The organism is Paucibacter sediminis (genome assembly GCF_030254645.1).
GTDB lineage: Bacteria > Pseudomonadota > Gammaproteobacteria > Burkholderiales > Burkholderiaceae_C > Paucibacter_B > Paucibacter_B sediminis.
On record NZ_CP116346.1, the window covers coordinates 3,787,303 to 3,802,858 of the forward strand.

The 15,556-nt window shown below is 69.3% G+C and carries 12 protein-coding genes; 10 read left to right on the plus strand and 2 right to left on the minus strand.

What is annotated here, in order from left to right; genetic code table 11:
• Positions 1 to 41 precede the first annotated feature (41 nt).
• From orn to PFX98_RS17580, 3 genes are all read left to right on the plus strand, one after another.
• Positions 42 to 617 (plus strand): oligoribonuclease, encoded by a 576-nt coding sequence (gene orn / locus PFX98_RS17570; RefSeq protein WP_285231784.1) that lies wholly within the window; start codon positions 42 to 44, stop codon positions 615 to 617.
• A gap of 10 nt (positions 618 to 627) precedes the next feature.
• Complete coding sequence (locus PFX98_RS17575) at positions 628 to 2,430, plus strand: chorismate-binding protein (RefSeq protein ID WP_285231785.1); 1,803 nt, start codon at positions 628 to 630, stop codon at positions 2,428 to 2,430.
• Between the two features lie 158 nt (positions 2,431 to 2,588).
• Positions 2,589 to 4,442 carry a helicase-related protein gene (locus tag PFX98_RS17580; protein ID WP_285231786.1) on the plus strand — a complete coding sequence of 618 codons (1,854 nt, stop codon included), beginning with the start codon at positions 2,589 to 2,591 and terminating at the stop codon, positions 4,440 to 4,442.
• Here the strand turns inward: PFX98_RS17580 and PFX98_RS17585 are convergent.
• Complete coding sequence (locus PFX98_RS17585; protein WP_285231787.1) at positions 4,425 to 5,015, minus strand: DUF2087 domain-containing protein; 591 nt, start codon at positions 5,013 to 5,015, stop codon at positions 4,425 to 4,427. The genes PFX98_RS17580 and PFX98_RS17585 overlap by 18 nt on opposite strands.
• Before the next feature lie 611 nt (positions 5,016 to 5,626).
• On the opposite strand from PFX98_RS17585, the gene PFX98_RS17590 reads away from it, so the two are divergent.
• The 3 genes from PFX98_RS17590 to PFX98_RS17600 all read left to right on the plus strand — a co-directional run bounded on the left by PFX98_RS17590 (position 5,627) and on the right by PFX98_RS17600 (position 8,518).
• Positions 5,627 to 7,303 (plus strand): DEAD/DEAH box helicase, encoded by a 1,677-nt coding sequence (locus tag PFX98_RS17590; RefSeq protein ID WP_285231788.1) that lies wholly within the window; start codon positions 5,627 to 5,629, stop codon positions 7,301 to 7,303.
• Between the two features lie 71 nt (positions 7,304 to 7,374).
• Positions 7,375 to 8,001, plus strand: coding sequence for a DUF1294 domain-containing protein (locus tag PFX98_RS17595; RefSeq protein ID WP_285231789.1), 627 nt, complete (start codon positions 7,375 to 7,377; stop codon positions 7,999 to 8,001).
• Between the two features lie 22 nt (positions 8,002 to 8,023).
• Positions 8,024 to 8,518, plus strand: coding sequence for a GNAT family N-acetyltransferase (locus PFX98_RS17600; protein WP_285231790.1), 495 nt, complete (start codon positions 8,024 to 8,026; stop codon positions 8,516 to 8,518).
• On the opposite strand, the gene PFX98_RS17605 is transcribed toward PFX98_RS17600, so the two are convergent.
• Positions 8,515 to 9,288: a fumarylacetoacetate hydrolase family protein gene (locus tag PFX98_RS17605; RefSeq protein ID WP_285231791.1), complete on the minus strand. Its 774-nt coding sequence runs from the start codon at positions 9,286 to 9,288 to the stop codon at positions 8,515 to 8,517. The genes PFX98_RS17600 and PFX98_RS17605 overlap by 4 nt on opposite strands.
• Before the next feature lie 51 nt (positions 9,289 to 9,339).
• Here PFX98_RS17605 and PFX98_RS17610 point away from each other — a divergent pair, with 51 nt between their 5' ends.
• The 4 genes from PFX98_RS17610 (at position 9,340) to PFX98_RS17625 (ending at position 15,472) form a co-directional block, all read left to right on the plus strand.
• Positions 9,340 to 10,689, plus strand: coding sequence for a hypothetical protein (locus PFX98_RS17610; protein WP_285231792.1), 1,350 nt, complete (start codon positions 9,340 to 9,342; stop codon positions 10,687 to 10,689).
• A complete protein-coding gene (locus tag PFX98_RS17615) occupies positions 10,686 to 11,414 on the plus strand; it encodes a hypothetical protein (protein ID WP_285231793.1) in 729 nt (242 codons plus the stop codon). Before PFX98_RS17610 ends, PFX98_RS17615 begins: the two co-directional genes overlap by 4 nt.
• Before the next feature lie 3 nt (positions 11,415 to 11,417).
• Positions 11,418 to 14,237 (plus strand): ATP-binding protein, encoded by a 2,820-nt coding sequence (locus tag PFX98_RS17620; RefSeq protein ID WP_285231794.1) that lies wholly within the window; start codon positions 11,418 to 11,420, stop codon positions 14,235 to 14,237.
• Positions 14,238 to 14,668: 431 nt separating this feature from the next.
• On the plus strand, positions 14,669 to 15,472 hold the full coding sequence (locus tag PFX98_RS17625; protein WP_285231795.1) for a PEP-CTERM sorting domain-containing protein: 804 nt from the start codon (positions 14,669 to 14,671) through the stop codon (positions 15,470 to 15,472).
• The last annotated feature ends 84 nt before the right edge of the window (positions 15,473 to 15,556 follow it).

A 15,556-nucleotide genomic window follows, 5' to 3' on the forward strand; every position in this document is an offset into this window, starting at 1 on the left:
GCCTGCGACAATAGCGGCGACGAACGTACTGGAACCGACGCATGACCGAGAACACGAGCCCCGTGGCCACCCTGGCAACGCATGAGCAGAACCTGATCTGGATCGATCTTGAAATGACCGGCCTCTACCCGGACAGGGACCGCATCATCGAGGTGGCGGTGGTGGTGACCGACGCCCAGCTGACAGTGCGCGTCGAAGGCCCGGTGTTTGCCATCCATCAGAGCGACGAGACCCTGGACAAGATGGATGCCTGGAACAAGGGCACCCATGGCAAGAGCGGCCTGATCGATCGCGTCAAGGCCTCGACGGTGAGCGAGGAAGAAGCGGCCGCCAAGACCATCGAATTCCTGAAGGCCTATGTCCCGGCCGGCAAGTCGCCGATGTGCGGCAACAGCATCTGCCAGGACCGCCGCTTCCTTGCCAACTACATGCCCTCGCTGGAAGACTTCTTCCACTACCGCAATCTCGATGTCTCGACGCTGAAGGAACTGGCGCGGCGCTGGAAGCCCGGCATCATCGAAGGTTTCAAGAAGGCCCAGGCGCATACCGCGCTGGCCGACATCCATGAGTCCATCGACGAGCTGGCCTATTACCGCACGCATTTCCTGAGCCTCTGAAGCCTCGGCCATGAGCAGCACGCGCCGCCCCGAGCAGCTCTGGGCGGCCTTTGACTTTCCGCGCCATCCGCTCGCCCGCGAAGACGGCGAGCGCCTGCGTGGTGCCTTCTACGAGGCGCCGGCGCAGCGCTTGCTGGCGCACAGCCCGGGCGAGCTGGCCGGCGTGATCGCCCAGGCCCAGCAGGCCGCGCGCGCGGGTGCCTGGGTGCTGGGTGGGCTGCGCTACGAGGCCGCCGGTGCGCTCGACGCGGCGCTGGCCACGCGGGCAAGCGCGCAGCCGCTGGCCGAGTTCGCGATCTACCACCAGGCCCCGCAGCCCTGGCCGGCGGAGGCGGACTGCTTCACCGGCCCGCTGGGCTGGGCGGACGTGCAGGCCGACGCCGACGAGGCCGTGCAGATCGAACGGGTGCGCGAGTGGATCCGCGCCGGCGACTGCTACCAGATCAACCTGACCACGCGGCTGCACGCGGCACTGCCGGCGGACCTCGATCCGGCTCGGCTCTTCCTGGCCCTGCATGCGCAGCAGCCGGGCGGCTTCTCGCTGTTCCTGCGCAGCGCCGGTGTGGCCAGCGTCTCGCCCGAGCTGTTCTTCGACTGGCGCCCGCTACCCGAGAGCCAGCGCAGCTGGCTGCTCGCCGCCCAGCCCATGAAGGGCACGGCGCCGCGCGGCAACGATGTGGTGGAGGACGAGGCCGCGCAAGCCTATCTGCGCACCAGCGAGAAGGAACGCGCCGAGAACCTGATGATCGTGGACCTGCTGCGCAACGACCTGGGCCGCGTGGCGACGCTGGGCTCGGTGCGCGTGCCGCGCCTGTTCGAGCTGCATGCCCTGCCCACGGTCTGGCAGATGACCTCCACCGTCACGGCGGTGAGCCGCCCCGGGCTGAGCCTGGCCGAGGTGTTCGCGGCCCTGTTTCCCTGCGGTTCGGTCACCGGCGCGCCCAAGGTGCGGGCGATGCAGATCATCCGTGAGCTGGAGCCGGACGCGCGCGGCTGGTACTGCGGCGCGCTGGGCCTCATGCAGCCGGGCGGCGTGGCGACCTTCAATGTGCCGATACGCACCGTCGAGTGGCAGGGCGAGCGCCTGCAATGCGGCATCGGCAGCGCCATCACGCTGGACTCCGAGCCTGCCGCCGAGCTGGCCGAATGGCGCGCCAAGACGCGCTTTCTGCTGCGTGCCGAGGCGCCCATCGCGGCGCTGGAAACGCTCAGGCTGGAGCAGGGCGCCTACCAACGCCTGCCCGGCCATCTGGCGCGGCTGCAGCGTACCGCCCAGCATTTCGGGCTCAGGCTTTCGCCGGCGCGCGTGCGCGAGGCCCTGCAGGCCCTGGCGGCGCAGCATGGCGAGGGCTGCTGGCGCGTGCGGCTGACGCTGGACGCGCAGGGCGCCATCCATGCCGAAGCGCTGGCCTACGCGCCCAGCCCCCTGCCGCTGCGGCTGGCGCTGGCGCCCGAGCCCATCGCCAGCCTCGGCGCTGCGGCAGAATTCGTGCAACACAAGACCACGCGGCGCGAGCTCTATGAAGCCTGCGCACGCCACAAGCCGGCGGCAGCCTTCGACCTGCTGCTGTGGAACACCCAAGAGGAACTCACCGAGTGCAGCTTCGGCAATATCGCACTCCAGATTGACGGCGAGTGGCTCACGCCCGCACGCGCATCCGGCCTGTTGCCGGGCGTGCTGCGCGAGGAGCTGCTGGCCCAGGGGCGCGTGCGCGAAGCACGCCTCCTCAAGAGCGACCTGGCAAGAGCCCAGGCGCTGGCCTTTTTCAACAGCCTGCGGGGCTGGTGCCCCGCCGAGCTGATCACGAGCTGAATTTTCCTTTTCAAGCATCCATGGCCACGTCCATCAAGAGCCGCCGCAAGGCGGCAGAACCCATTGCCGAGGCTGCTGTCGAAGCCAAGGTCCCCGCCAAGCCGGCGCGCAAGACTGCAAAGAAGGCAGCGGCGAAGAAACCCGCAACCAAGCCGGCCGTGAGCAAGGCTGTCAGCGAGGTCGTGAGCGAGGTCGTCAGCGAGCCCAAGCCGGCGCGCAAGGCCGCGGCCAAGAAGCCGGCGCCGAAGAAGACCAAGGCGGCCGCAGCGGCCAAGGTGGTGGAAGCCCCTGCGCCGGTCGAGCCCAAGGCCAAGCCGGCACGCAAGGCGGCGGCACGCAGCAAGGCCAAGCCGGCTGAGGCAGTGGCAGCGCCGGCCGTGGTGGCTACCGCCAAACCTGCGGCCCGCAAGAAACCCGCCGCGCGCAAGACCAAGCCTGTTGTTGAAGCTCCACTGACGCCGCCGGTGCCGCCGGCGTACAGCGTCCTGACGCTGGACCAGGGCCTGCAGCGCGGCCTGTTGCTGCAGCCTGGTGCCGATGCGCCCTCTGGGTTGGTGCTGGATGCGCAGCCGATGGAGCAGCAGTTGCAGCGCTTGCTGACGCTGGCCGCCGACGCCGGCCATGAGCTGCGCGTCGCCGACGAGGTCTGGCTGCAGCTGGCCCCGGGCCGCGACGCCGAGGCGCGCGTGCTGCGCCTGGAGGCCGCGTATCCGGACGGTCAGGGTCTGGCCACGCTGCTGCAGGCGCCCCTGCATGGTTTCCAGTGGGAGGCGGCGCTGTTCGCCGTCTGCGCCGGCCGCGCCCTGTTGGCCGACGATCTGGGTCTGTCGCAGCGCGCCCCCGCGCTGGCGGCCTGGCGTCTGGCGGCGTTGCAGTTCGGCCTGGGCCGGGGTCTGCTGGTGGCGCCGGCCGAGCGCCACGCAGCCTGGCAGGCCGAGGCGCAACGCCTCCTGGGTGGCTGGCCGGCCGAGCTGCGCTTGCTGGCGCCCGCTGAGCTGCGCGGCGACGAAGCGGCGGACTGCTTGATCGTCGATGCGGTGCAGGAGCTCGCCGAGCTGGGCCCGCTGCTTGCGGTGCAGGCGCCCTGGCTGTGGCTGCTGGCCGATCGCGAACTGCTGGGCGAGCCCCAGCTGGACGCGCTGGCGGACTGGCTGGACGCGCAGCGCCGCGGCCCGCTGGCACAGTTGCGCGCACTGGGCGCGGATGCCTCCAAGCGCCAGCAGCGCGAGGCCCTGCAGATGGTGATGCTGAGCCGCCGCAAGCGCGATCTGGGCCAGACCCTGCCGCTGTCGCTGGAACAGCCGCTCTGGGTGCAGGCCGATGGCGTGCAGCCCGATGCGGAGGCACTGGCGCAGAGCAGGCAGCTGCTGCAGCGCTGGCAGCGCCTGGGCTATCTGGCCCATGCCGAGCAGTTGCAACTGCTGCGCGCGGTGGCGCGCTTGCGTGAGGCTGCCGTCGGCCAGCCGGCTTGCGCGGCCAAGCTGCAAGCCATCGTGGCCCTGCTGCCGCAGATCATGCCGGCGCTGACGCAGAAGCTGGTGATCGCGGTGCAGCAGGATGCCACCGCGGCCATGCTGGCCCAGGGGCTCGCCGAGCTGGGCCTGGCCGTGGCCAGCCTGCGCCGCGACCAGACACCCGCGCAGCGCGCGGCCGAGCTGGCGCAATGGCAGGGCGAGCAGGGTCAGGTCTTGCTGGCGGTGGATGCAGCCTGCCCGGGCCTGGATCTGAGCGCCGCCGGCGTGGCGCTGCTCTTGCATGCCGATCTGCCCTGGAATCCCGCACAGCGGGCCCAGCGCGTGGCCCGCGTGGCCGGCGGCAGCCGCGGTCTGCTGAGCTGGCAACTGCTGGTGCCGGGCAGCCTGGATGCCGGCCTGCTGGCCGCGCATGAGGGTCAGGCAGCGCTGCCGGCGGCACAGCTGGACTTCGAGCCCACGGCCCAGCCCTTCCTCGAGGCTGCGGCACTGCAGCGCTTCATGGCCGCGCTGCAGCCGGCCCTAGCCGCGCAGGCGTAGGGCCTTCAGCAGGGCGGCCACGTCCGCGTCGGGGCGTGCCGCCACCTTGTGATAGCAGGCGCCGTCAGCGGTGCGCTCGAGCAGGCGCATGTTGACGAGTTCGCGCCGCAAGGTGCAGTGGTCACCAAAGCTGTGGCGCGACTTCAGGATCTCGTTGACCTCGCGCTCGGTGTAGGGGCGCTTGGGATCGAAATGCATCCACAAGCCCCACATGGCATGGCGCTGCACGCTGTACTTGGTGGGCCAGCGCGCCAGCCGGCCCTGTTCGTCGAACTGGCGCAAGGCGCGGTCGGCCGTTTCGCTAAGACCAGGCAGGCGCGGGCCATGGGCCGGCTGGGTGCGCTGGCGTGCGGGCAGCGTCGCCTGGCCATGGCTGCTGCCCGGCTGGGCGGCATGGCTGGCCTTCAGTGCCTGCAGATTGCGATGGCCGGCGGCGCGCGCCAGCATATTCATCAACGTCAGGTGGCTGGGCGCTTCGGCCGCGCTCTCGGCATGCGCTTGCAGCTGGCTGCGCAGCGTCTTGGCGAAGGCCGACAGGTCCTGCACGGCGCAGGGGATTGCATCACGGGGCATGGATGTCTCACTCCAATGCGTGCACCTGAAGCTGTCGTCACAACAGCGGCTGGGCTTGCCGACTTGCAGCCTTGGCACACGTGTTCCGCGTGACCAAAACGAATTGTCAAAGGCAGGTTTAGCTCGCGACCGGGTCGCGCGGCAAGGCCTGGGTGAACTGCCGACCGAGGCCCAGTATAGGTAGCAGGCGCGCAGGCCGGCAGAAAGTCACGTCGATAAGACTTGCCGGGGAAAACCCTAGCGTGCTATAGTCGCGTTCTCGCTGCAAAGCTCCCATCTCGAGAAGAGAAGCTTCACGCAGCGGTTCGTACGTCTCCTCTGACCTCGTTCAGGCCACAGCAGTTGATTCTTACCTTCAACTCGCCGTGACGCGCTGAACACCCTCGGGTTCGGTCGGCGGCGATGCCGTCGCTTTGACTGTTCCCCCGGCGCCTCACCTCTGCGTGCCACCAAGCGTTCAAGCGCTTGCGCATGCCTGCCTCGGTGATCGACGCGAGCTTGTCTCCCAGCGACTTTTACTGTCTTGCCACGCATGCCTGAGGCAGCGCGGCAAGGACTGCTTTTGTCCGGTTTCCAGGCCGGCAGGGCAGGGCTTTGTTGAAAGAAAAACGATGTCTTTTGAAAATTTGGGTCTGCATGAAGCGCTGCTGCGCGCCGTCAAGGATTCCGGTTATGAGACCGCCACCGACGTGCAGGCGCTGGCGATTCCCGCCGGCCTGGCTGGCAAGGACCTGATGGTTTCCTCGCGCACCGGCTCGGGCAAGACTGCCTCCTTCATCCTGCCCGCGCTGGAGAAGATCCTGGCCTCGCGTGGCGAGAACAATACCCGCCGCGAAAAGGGCAAGATCTACGGCCCCAAGGTGTTGGTGCTGGCCCCCACCCGCGAGCTGGCGATGCAGGTCTCCAAGGCCGCGTCGACCTATGGCCGCCATGTGCAAGGCCTGCGCGTCGCCACCGTGCTGGGCGGCATGCCTTACCCCCTGCAGATCCGTCAGCTGATGGGCCCGCTGGACATCCTGATCGCCACCCCCGGCCGCCTGCTGGACCATCTGCAATCCGGCAAGTGCGTGCTCGACAACGTCGAGATGCTGGTGCTGGACGAAGCCGACCGCATGCTGGACATGGGCTTCATCGACGACATCAAGGTGGTGGCTTCGCACACCCCGGCCACGCGCCAGACCGTGATGTACAGCGCCACCTTCGCCGGCCATGTGGGCCGGCTGGCGCAAGACCTGCTGAATGATCCGCAGCGCATCGAGGTGGCTTCGCACACCGACACGCACGAGAACATCACCCAGCGCCTGCACTGGGCCGACAACAACAACCACAAGGACCAGCTGCTGGAAGCCATCCTGGCCGAGCCCACGCTGGACCAGGCCGTGGTCTTCACCAGCACCCAGCGCGATGCCGACTGGCTGGCCGAGCGCCTGCAGGAAATCGGCCACGCCGTGGCCCCGCTGCATGGCGGCATGCCGCAAGGCCGCCGCAACCGCACCCTGATGGCCCTGCGCCGCCGCGAACTGCGCGTGTTGGTGGCCACCGATGTGGCGGCCCGCGGTATCGACGTGCCCACCATCAGCCACGTCATCAACTACGGTCTGCCGATGAAGGCCGAGGACTATGTGCACCGTATCGGCCGTACCGGCCGTGCCGGCCGCGAAGGCCTGGCCGTGACCCTGGCCGTGCGTGACGACGTCTCGATGATCCGTCGCATCCAGCAGTTCACCACCCAGACCATCCCGGTGTCGCAGATCGCCGGCCTCGAGCCCAAGACCCAAGAACCGCGCATCTTCCCGCCGCGCCCCGCCGGTGCCGGTGGTTTTGAAGACCGTGGCCCGCGTGCTGGCTACGCCAACAAGAGCGGCTTCAACAAGGGCTTCGGCAGCAAGCCCTTCCACCGCGATGGCGGCCGTCCGGCCTTTGCCGGCAACCGCGATGGTGGCGGCAAGGCCTTCGGTCGTGACGTCGGTCGTGACGGTGCACCGCGCTTCGACCCGCGCTTCGCCGATCGCAACGACCGTGGCGCCGATCGCGGCTTTGCACCGCGCGAGGAGCGTGGTTTCGCGCCGCGTGAAGAGCGCGGCTTTGCGCCCCGTGACGACCGCGGCTTCGCCCCGCGTGGCGATCGCCCCAGCTTTGGTGACAAGCCTGCCTACGCCGGCAAGCCTTCCTTTGCCGGTAAGCCCTCGTTTGGCGGCAAGCCCAGCTTCGGTGGCGGCGGCAAGCCCAGCTTCGGCGGTGACCGCCGTGGCCCGGCCGGCCCGCGCAAGGGTGGCTTCGGCAGGTAATTGCTGCCTTGCTTGAGAACAGCCCGCTTCGGCGGGCTTTTCTTTTTTTCATGGCACAGTCCCGCCCCATCATGACGAATAGACAGAAAGGCATCCTGGTCCAGTGGGACGATGCCAAGGGCTATGGCTTCATCGCCCCCGAGGGCGGTGGCGCCAAGCTCTTTGTGCACATCAAGGCCTTTGGCCTGCGGGCCCAGCGCCCCTTCGTGGGCGAACGCCTCAGCTACGCGGCCGGCCATGACGCCCAGGGCAAGCTCCGTGCACTCAAGGTGCAGAGCCTGGAGCCGCGCCCCGCGCCCAGGCCCGCGCCGGCACCGCCGGCGGCGCGCCAAGGCAGCAGCCTCTGGCTGATCCCCGGCTTTGCGCTGCTGGTGCTGGGTGTGCATCTGGCCTGGGGCGTGCCGCAGGCGCTGTGGGGCTTCTACCTGGCCATGAGCGTGGCGACCTTCATCGTCTATGCGGGCGACAAGCGCGCCGCGCTGAAGGGAGGCTGGCGCGTGGCCGAGGGCACGCTGCATGCCCTGGCTCTCGTCTGCGGTTGGCCCGGTGCCTTGCTGGCCCAGCAGCTGCTGCGCCACAAGAACCGCAAGCCGAGCTTCCAGCGCCTGTTCTGGCTCTGCGTGAGCCTGAACCTGCTGGCCTTTGTCATGATCTTCACGCCGCTGGGCACGCGGCTGCTGGCACGTTTTGTGAGTTGATGTGAACCTGGTATTTCGTGAGATGGCCCCGGCGGATCTGCCCGCCGTGCTGGCCCTGCAGGCCCAGTGCTATGGGCCCGAGTTTCTGGAGAGTGCCCAGGCCTTCGAGGCCAAGCTGCGGGCCGCTGCCGCACTGGGCACCTGCTGGCTGGCCAGCCGGGCGGGCCAGCCGCTGGCCTATGCGGTGAGCCTGCCGCTGTGCCCCGAGACCCTGCCCGCGCTGGACGCGCCGCAATGCGCCCTGCCAGCCGAGCCCCAGCTGCTCTATCTGCACGATATGGCGGTGGCGCCGGCGGGCCGCGCCATGGGTGTTGCGCGGCGCCTGCTGGCCCTGCTGGAGGCGCGCGCGCAAGCCCTGGGCCTGGGCCGCATGGGCTTGGTGGCGGTGCAGGGCTCGCTGCCGTACTGGCAGCGCCATGGCTTCGCGCCCCTGCAGCAGCTGCCCGCGGCGCTGCAGCGCAAGCTCGCCAGCTTTGGCCAGCAGGCGCGCTATCTGGAGCGGCCGCTGCTCGCCTAAGTCCTGAGCCGCAATTCGCCCAGGCCCTCGAAGCCGACGCGGGCGACGCGGCCCGGCGACAGCGGCAGGGTGCCGGTCCATGAGCCGGTGGTGACCACGCTGCCAGCCCGCAAGGTCTGGCCATGGCGGGTGGCATGGCGCAGCCAGTGGGGCAGCAACCAGCACGGATCGCCCAGCGCGTGGCTGCCGCGGCGCTGCAGCCGCGGCTGGCCCTCGATCTCCACCCAGCAGGTCTGACCGGCCCAGTCGCGCGCCGCCGGCGCCAGCCAAGGGCCCAGCAGCAGGGCGCCATGTGAGAGCAGATCGGCCTGGCGCAGCGGCTCGGGCGCCGCGTCGGCCTCCCGCCAGCGCGAGGCGGTGAGCTCCACGGCGACCGCCATGCCATCCACCAGGGCCGTGGCCGCGGCCTGATCCAGGCCGGCCGCCAGCGCCGGGCTCACGTCCCGCCCCAGGCGCAGCGCAATCTCGGCCTCGATGCCGCAGGCGGGCAGCCAGAGATCGCTGAAGTCCATCGATGTGGCGCCCTGGACCTGCCGTACGCCAGCACGGGGCAGGGGCGCATGGCTCAGCGAGGCCGCTTCCCGGCGCGGCCCGCCGGATTTCCAGAAGCCCGGCAAGGTCTGCCCGTCCAGCGCGGCCACCACCGCCTCCTGGGCGTTGCCGATGCCCGCGGGGTCCGGCAAGGCCCAGCCGGCCGATGCCAGCAATTCGCGCCGCCGCCAGGCCCCCAGCAAGGCCAAGCCCAGATCACCATTCACAGCTGTTTGCATTTGGGGTGCATCCTAGCCGGATCGCCCCATCCAGCCTGGGATAATCGCCCGATGAGCGAAAGCATGGTGGGCGCAGAGCATGAAGAACAAGAGCTGCGCTTTGAAGACTATTTCCGAGAAGGCAGCGCCCCCGGCGAGGCGCTGCTGTGGTGGCAGCTGGAGCGCAACGAGGCCCAGCTGAATGCCCTGCGGGCCCTGTGCCATGGCCCTGCGGCGCTGGTGCGCCTGCGCGTCTGGGTGTTCCTGGAGCTGATGGCGCTGCCGGAGTCGCGCGTCAGCCGCGACACCCTCAACCGCCACTTCCACATGCTGCGCGACGAGGCCCTGGAGCTGGTGCTCAAGCGCCTGCGCGAGGCCGAGCTGCTGGCCTGGGATGGCTCCAACCAGCAATACGGCGTGACGCCGCTGGCCCAGCAGCTGATCGGCATCCTCTCGCCGCTGACACGCGCCGCCGAGCAGGATGCCGACCTGGCCGCGCTCTTGGCCAACGTGGCCGGCGCCCACCAACTGGGCACTCTGGACCCGGCCCAGCTGCACCATCTGCAGGCCCAGCTGGCGCGGCTGTACGACGAATTCGCCGATGCGATCGCCAGCGGCAGCGAGTTCCATCTGCGCCGCGCGCGCCAGCGTTTCGAGCGCGCGCTCAAGCTGGTGGACCGCGCCGGCGACGCGCTCAAGGCCATCATCGAGCAGGCCCAGACCGAGGGCAATGCGCGCCTGGAGCGGCTGGCGCGCGAGCTGGGCCTGGCGCAGGCGCGCCTGCTGGCGATGGCCAGCCAGTTCAACCGCGCGCTGCAGCAGGTGGACCGCCAGCGCGTCACCCTGGGGTCCACCGGCATCACCACCACCGATGTGCGGCGCTGGTTGCAGGGCGTGGGTTTTCTGGAAAACCTCAGCCTGGGTGCGCTCTCGCGCCCGGTGCACCCGGTGCTGGTGAGCCAGCACGAGCTGCTGGACATGTGCGAGGCCGAGTTCGAGCGCGACCGCCCCAAGCCAAAGGAGCTGGAGCCCCTGCCGCAGGGCATGGCCGCGCCCGAGGGCCAGCTGGCGGTGCTGAGCCTGCCGCCCGAGATGGCGGCGTTGCAGACCCTGCTGCAGCAGTGGAGCGGCGCGGGCCATGCCGAGCAAGACCTGTCCCCGGCGGTGCTGGGCGGCAGCTATGCGCGCGCCTCCTACCGTGCCCAGCTGCTGCCGCTGCTGGGCGATGTGCAGGCCCAGCATCTGCAGGGCGCCACCGGCGACATGGCGCGCCAGCCCTGGCGGGTGCGCTGGTCGGCCGAGCAGGGCGAAATTGATGACGAATACGTGTCGTGGATGAGCCGTGGTGTGCTCCATAGCACCGAGCACGGCAATGAAAAAAGCCCGACACCTCCTGCCAGCGAAGAATCTTCCTCCTCATGAGTGCTTCCACCTTTGACGATGCCGCGCAACTCGCGGCACAGCTGCTGGCGCGCCGCTGGCTGCCGCGCAACCACCCCCTGGTCAAGCGCGCCCTGATCGATACCGAGCTTTGGGGCGCTTTGGGCGCGCGCCTGGCCGCCGTGGGCCTGCGCGTGATCGACAACCTCTATGCCGACCACATCAGCGTGGCGATGCTGCGCCCGGTCGAGGTGGCGGTGTTCGGCGAGACCGGCCTGGCCGCCAACAACAACCTCGACCTGCCGCGCGATGGCGTGGCCCTGCTGGTGGTGCTGTGGTCGCTCATCATCCTGCCCAAGCGCCAGCGCCAGGTGGCACGCGCCGACGCCAAGGAGGGCGAAGGCCAGGGCGAGATGTTCGCCACCGACAAGCCACTGCCGCTGGCCGCCAGTGTCTCGCCCACGCTCAGCTACCGCAGCCTGCTGGCCGATTTCGGCAACCAACTGGGCAAGAAGATGCGGCTGGATTCCAACCTCAAGCTGCTGGAACGCCAGGGCTTCATCATCCGGCGCGCCGAGGACATTGCCGAGGGGCCGCTGCTGGACCTGCTGCTGGACTACGACACCCTGGCGCCGCGCATCCTCGATGGCGCCCTGGCCGAGGTGCTGGCCCGCAGCACCGACCCCACTGCCGCCCCCGCGCTCGCCCGGCTTCGCGAAGCCGAACAAGAAGTGATAGCCGAAGTAGAAGACGACAGCGAGCTCTGAGACATGTTTCATCTGCAATCCCTGGAACTGCTGCACTGGGACTACTGCCAGCGCGTCTCGATGCCGCTGGACGGCGCCATCATCACCATCGCCGGCCCCAATGGCTCGGGCAAGACCACGCTGCTGGATGCGATGCGCACCCTCTTGGGCCTGGAATGCTCGGGCGGCCGCACCTTCCGCACCTATGCCAGGCACGCGAACGCCGAGACCGCCTGGCTGCGCGCCCTGGTGGACAACCGCCCGCGTGGCCGCCAGAACAGCAGCCGCCCCTTCGGCAGCTCGCTGCTCTATGCCGACCAGGTGACCTTGGCCTGCCGCATCGAGCGCCATGGCGGCGATTGGCAGCGCCGCTATGTGATGGTGGACGGCGTGCACGAGATCGAGGCCCTGGCCAGCCGCCCCGAGAAGGACTGGATGGGCATCGAGGCCTGGAAGCGCCGCCTGGAGGCCGCCGGCCTCACGCGCGCCATCGGCCGCGTGCTGGCGCTGGAGCAGGGCCAGACCGACCGCCTCTGCGAGCTCAGCCCCAAGGAGCTCTTGCGCCTGGTGTTCGAGGTGTTCGGTGACCAGGAGGTGCTGGACCGCTACGACCAGGCGCGCAGCCACCAGCAGCAGCTGCTCAAGGAAGTGGAACAGGCCACGCACGAGCTTTCGCACACCCAGGCCCAGCTCTCGGACCTGGCGAACCGCGTCAACAGCTACCAGCAATACCAGCTGCGCCTGAAGGAACGCGAGCGCCTGGCCAGCGAGGTGGTGCCGGTGCTGCAGTGGGCGGAAGGCAGACAGCGCACTGCGCAATCGCTGCGCGAGCTGCACCGCCAGCGCCTCTTCGCCGCCCACGACCAGCGCCATATGGCCGACAAGCGCGCCGAGCTGCATCGCCTCTTCGAGGCCCAGCAGGCCGCCAAGCAGAAGCTGCTGGACCTGGAGTCCGAGCGCAAGGCCGCGCGTGCCGCCTTCGACGCCGCACGCGAATCCGAGCGCCCCTTCGAGCTGCTCGCCAAGCGCGAGGAAGAGCTCAAGACCCTGGCCGCGGTGGAGGCCGACGCCCAGGAGCTGACGCAGCGCCTGGAGAGCCTCGCCAGCCAGCAGCATGGGCTGCGCGAAAGCTTTACCCGCGCCAATGACCAGAGTCGCAAGGCCCAGGCCGCGCTGGAGGCGATGACGGGCCAGCGCCTACCGCCGCCGCCGGCCGAGGTGACGCGCTTCCGCCGTGCGCTCGACGAAGCTGGCATAACCCATCATGTGCTGGCCGATTGCATCGACATCGCCGACGAGACCTGGCGTGCCGCCGCCGAAGGCATGTTGCGCCCCTCGCGCTGGGTGGTGGTGCTGGCGCACAGCAGCGACGAGGGCCGCGCCTTCAGCCTAGCCTCCAAGGAGCGCTACCGCCATTACGTGGTGGCCGACGCCGAGCATGCGCCGGCCGTGGCGCCCAAGGATTCGCTGCTGGCCGCGCTCAAGATCAACGCCAAGGTGCCCGGCTGGATGCTGCGTCAGCTGGGCGGTATCCGCTGCGTGAAGGACACCGAGGCCGGCGCCCGTGCCGGGGGCGAATGGATCACCCCCGACGCCTATTACCGCGACGGCCGTGGCGGCCGCAGCCTCTGGGTGGAGCCGCGCGAGTACCAGTTCGGCGTCTCGGCGATGGAGTCGCGCCGCAAGGCGCTGGAAGCCGAGCTGGCGCGCTATGACGGCGAGCTCACCCGCATCGCCAAGGAGCAGGCCGAGGTCGAGCGCCAGCTGAAGGACGCGCAACGTGCCGCCCAGGGCCACAAGGCCGCCAAGGAGCTTTCCGAGCGCAGCGATGAATTTGCCGAGGGCAGGGCGCGCCTGCCGGCGCTGCGCCAGGCGCGCATCGAGGCCAGCACCCGCATGGGCGCGCTGGAGCAGGAGCATGACCGCGCGCTCACCCAATCGACCCGCAGCGAACGCGACTACGAGGCCGCGCAGGGCGGGCTCAAGGCCAGCGAGGAGAACGTCTTGCGCGTGCAGCGCGAGCATGAAAGCCGCCGGCAAGACCTGACCCTGGCCGCGAAGGCCTCGCGCGAGGCACGCGGCAATTTCCCGGCCTCCTGGGTACAGCCGGCCAAGCTGCAGGCCTTGCGCGACGAGTTCGAGAACGCCAAGCAGGCCGAGATCGCCGCACGCCATGTGCAGGCCGAGCTCGACACCGGGGTGTGGGAAACCGACCCCCAGGTGCAGGAGCGCCATGCGCGCATGAGCGTCTCGGTGCTGGAGCAGAGCACCCAGCTGGACGACCGCCGTGCCAGCAACGAGATGGCGCGCATCGCCGCCTTCAATGCCCGCGAGCGCTATATCGATGTGCTGCGCGCCACCGTGCGCCGCTACAAGAAGAACGTCCAGGAGCTCGGCGAACTGGCCGGCGTGCTGGCCCAGGCCGAGCTGCCGCACCTGGACAACGACGACACCGTGCTGGCCCAGGCCGGCCTGCATGTGAAGTTCAACTTCGACGGCAAGGGCGAGGTGGGCCTGAACGACGGCGAGGCCTCGGGCGGCCAGCAGGTGCTGAAGAGCCTGATCCTGCTGGTGGGCCTGATGAAGGACGACGACTCGCCCGGCGGTTTCGTCTTCATCGACGAACCCTTTGCCCACCTGGACGTGCGCAACATCCAGCTGGTCGGCCACTTCCTGCGCTCCACCCGCGCCCAGTACCTGCTCACCACCCCCATCACCCACAACGTGGAAGTGTTCGAGCCCTCGGAGATCACGCTCGTCACGAGCAAGAAGTCGCGCGGCGAACGCTGGGCGCCGCCCATCGCGGTGCTGGCGAGACGGCCGGAGAAGGCTCTCTACGACTGAGTGCGTGCCATCGCGCACCGCGATGGCACCTCCTGGGCAAGACCTGGCCCCAGCTTGATGCGCGGCCCGCACCGTGCGGGTTCACGCGCCCATGGCGTCAGGGTTTGCGCGGCCCCTTACCTGCGGGGAGCACGCGCCAAGTCACGGAACTGACACGCTCAAATCGGCATCGACTCGCTATGCTTGCCCGCAGCGAAGCGGCAGCCGACGACGGTGTTCTGTTCGTCCCGCTGACTGTTTTGCCGCGCGAATTGCAGTTTGTTCGCGCAGCACCGGGTGGCCGAGCGTGATGCTTTGACTGCCCAGATTTTTTCCTGGATGCGCAAACGTTTTTATGCAATCGCCAAACGTTTGCGAGCGTGACCGAAGGGCGAGCCCGACGTGTCGCGTCCGAGTTTTGTGTTGTTCCAACTGACCGAGGGATCCTCACCATGCTGAACTTCAAACCCACCGTCGCGCTGAGCGCGCTTGCCGCCGCGGCCATGCTCGCGGCCGCCCCGGCGCAGGCCGCCATCACCGTGAGCAGCGGTGCTTTCAACTATGCGCAGTCGTTCGACTCGCTGGCGACCACGGGCACCACCGTCGTCTGGGCGAATGACTCCACGCTGCCCGGCTGGAGCCTGTTCAACACCAATTTGACGGCTGTCACCGCCTACCTGGCCGATGACGGCACCAGCAACGCCGGCAAGTTCCGCAGCTTCGGTGCGGCCGGCTCGACCGAGCGCGCGCTGGGTGGCGTTGGCTCGGGCTCGCTGTCGGGCTGGATCGCCGTGGCCTTCGACAACGCCACCGGCCATGACCTCTCCGGTTTCAAGATCGGCTTTGATGGCGAGCAGTGGCGCAATGGCGGCAACACCACCCTGGCCGCGCAAAACATGGTGCTGCAGTACGGCTTCGGCTCCAGCTTCGCCACGGTGGCCAACTGGGTCACGCCCGGCGGCAACTTCGACTGGACTTCGGTCGTCAACACGGCCACCGCGGGCAAGGTCGACGGCAACGCCGCCGGCCTGCAGGCGGCGCGCGGCGGTGTCGTGAACACCAGTTGGGCCGCCGGCAGCACGCTGTGGGTGCGCTGGGCCGAGAACAACGACGCTGGCAACGACCATGGCCTGGCGATCGACAACCTGAGCCTGAGCGTCATCGCCCCCGCCGTCCCCGAGCCCAGCACCTACGCGCTGCTGCTGGCCGGCCTGGGCACGGTGGGCTTCATGGCCCGCCGCCGCCGTTCGAACTGATAGCCCGACGAGCCGGCATGCCCGCCCGCGCGGGCATGCCCCTCCGTCCGACCGTCTCGCCCTCTTGCTGGAATGACCATCACC

Bases quoted from the DNA above. Each gene is read 5' to 3' on its own strand.
- PFX98_RS17590 (WP_285231788.1), top strand. From the start codon at position 5,627: ATGTCTTTTGAAAATTTGGGTCTGCATGAAGCGCTGCTGCGCGCCGTC.
- PFX98_RS17615 (WP_285231793.1), top strand. From the start codon at position 10,686: ATGAGTGCTTCCACCTTTGACGATGCCGCGCAACTCGCGGCACAGCTG.
- PFX98_RS17585 (WP_285231787.1), bottom strand. From the start codon at position 5,015: ATGCCCCGTGATGCAATCCCCTGCGCCGTGCAGGACCTGTCGGCCTTC.
- PFX98_RS17600 (WP_285231790.1), top strand. From the start codon at position 8,024: ATGGCCCCGGCGGATCTGCCCGCCGTGCTGGCCCTGCAGGCCCAGTGC.
- orn (WP_285231784.1), top strand. From the start codon at position 42: ATGACCGAGAACACGAGCCCCGTGGCCACCCTGGCAACGCATGAGCAG.
- PFX98_RS17575 (WP_285231785.1), top strand. From the start codon at position 628: ATGAGCAGCACGCGCCGCCCCGAGCAGCTCTGGGCGGCCTTTGACTTT.
- PFX98_RS17610 (WP_285231792.1), top strand. From the start codon at position 9,340: ATGAGCGAAAGCATGGTGGGCGCAGAGCATGAAGAACAAGAGCTGCGC.
- PFX98_RS17605 (WP_285231791.1), bottom strand. From the start codon at position 9,288: ATGCAAACAGCTGTGAATGGTGATCTGGGCTTGGCCTTGCTGGGGGCC.
- PFX98_RS17595 (WP_285231789.1), top strand. From the start codon at position 7,375: ATGACGAATAGACAGAAAGGCATCCTGGTCCAGTGGGACGATGCCAAG.
- PFX98_RS17620 (WP_285231794.1), top strand. From the start codon at position 11,418: ATGTTTCATCTGCAATCCCTGGAACTGCTGCACTGGGACTACTGCCAG.
- PFX98_RS17625 (WP_285231795.1), top strand. From the start codon at position 14,669: ATGCTGAACTTCAAACCCACCGTCGCGCTGAGCGCGCTTGCCGCCGCG.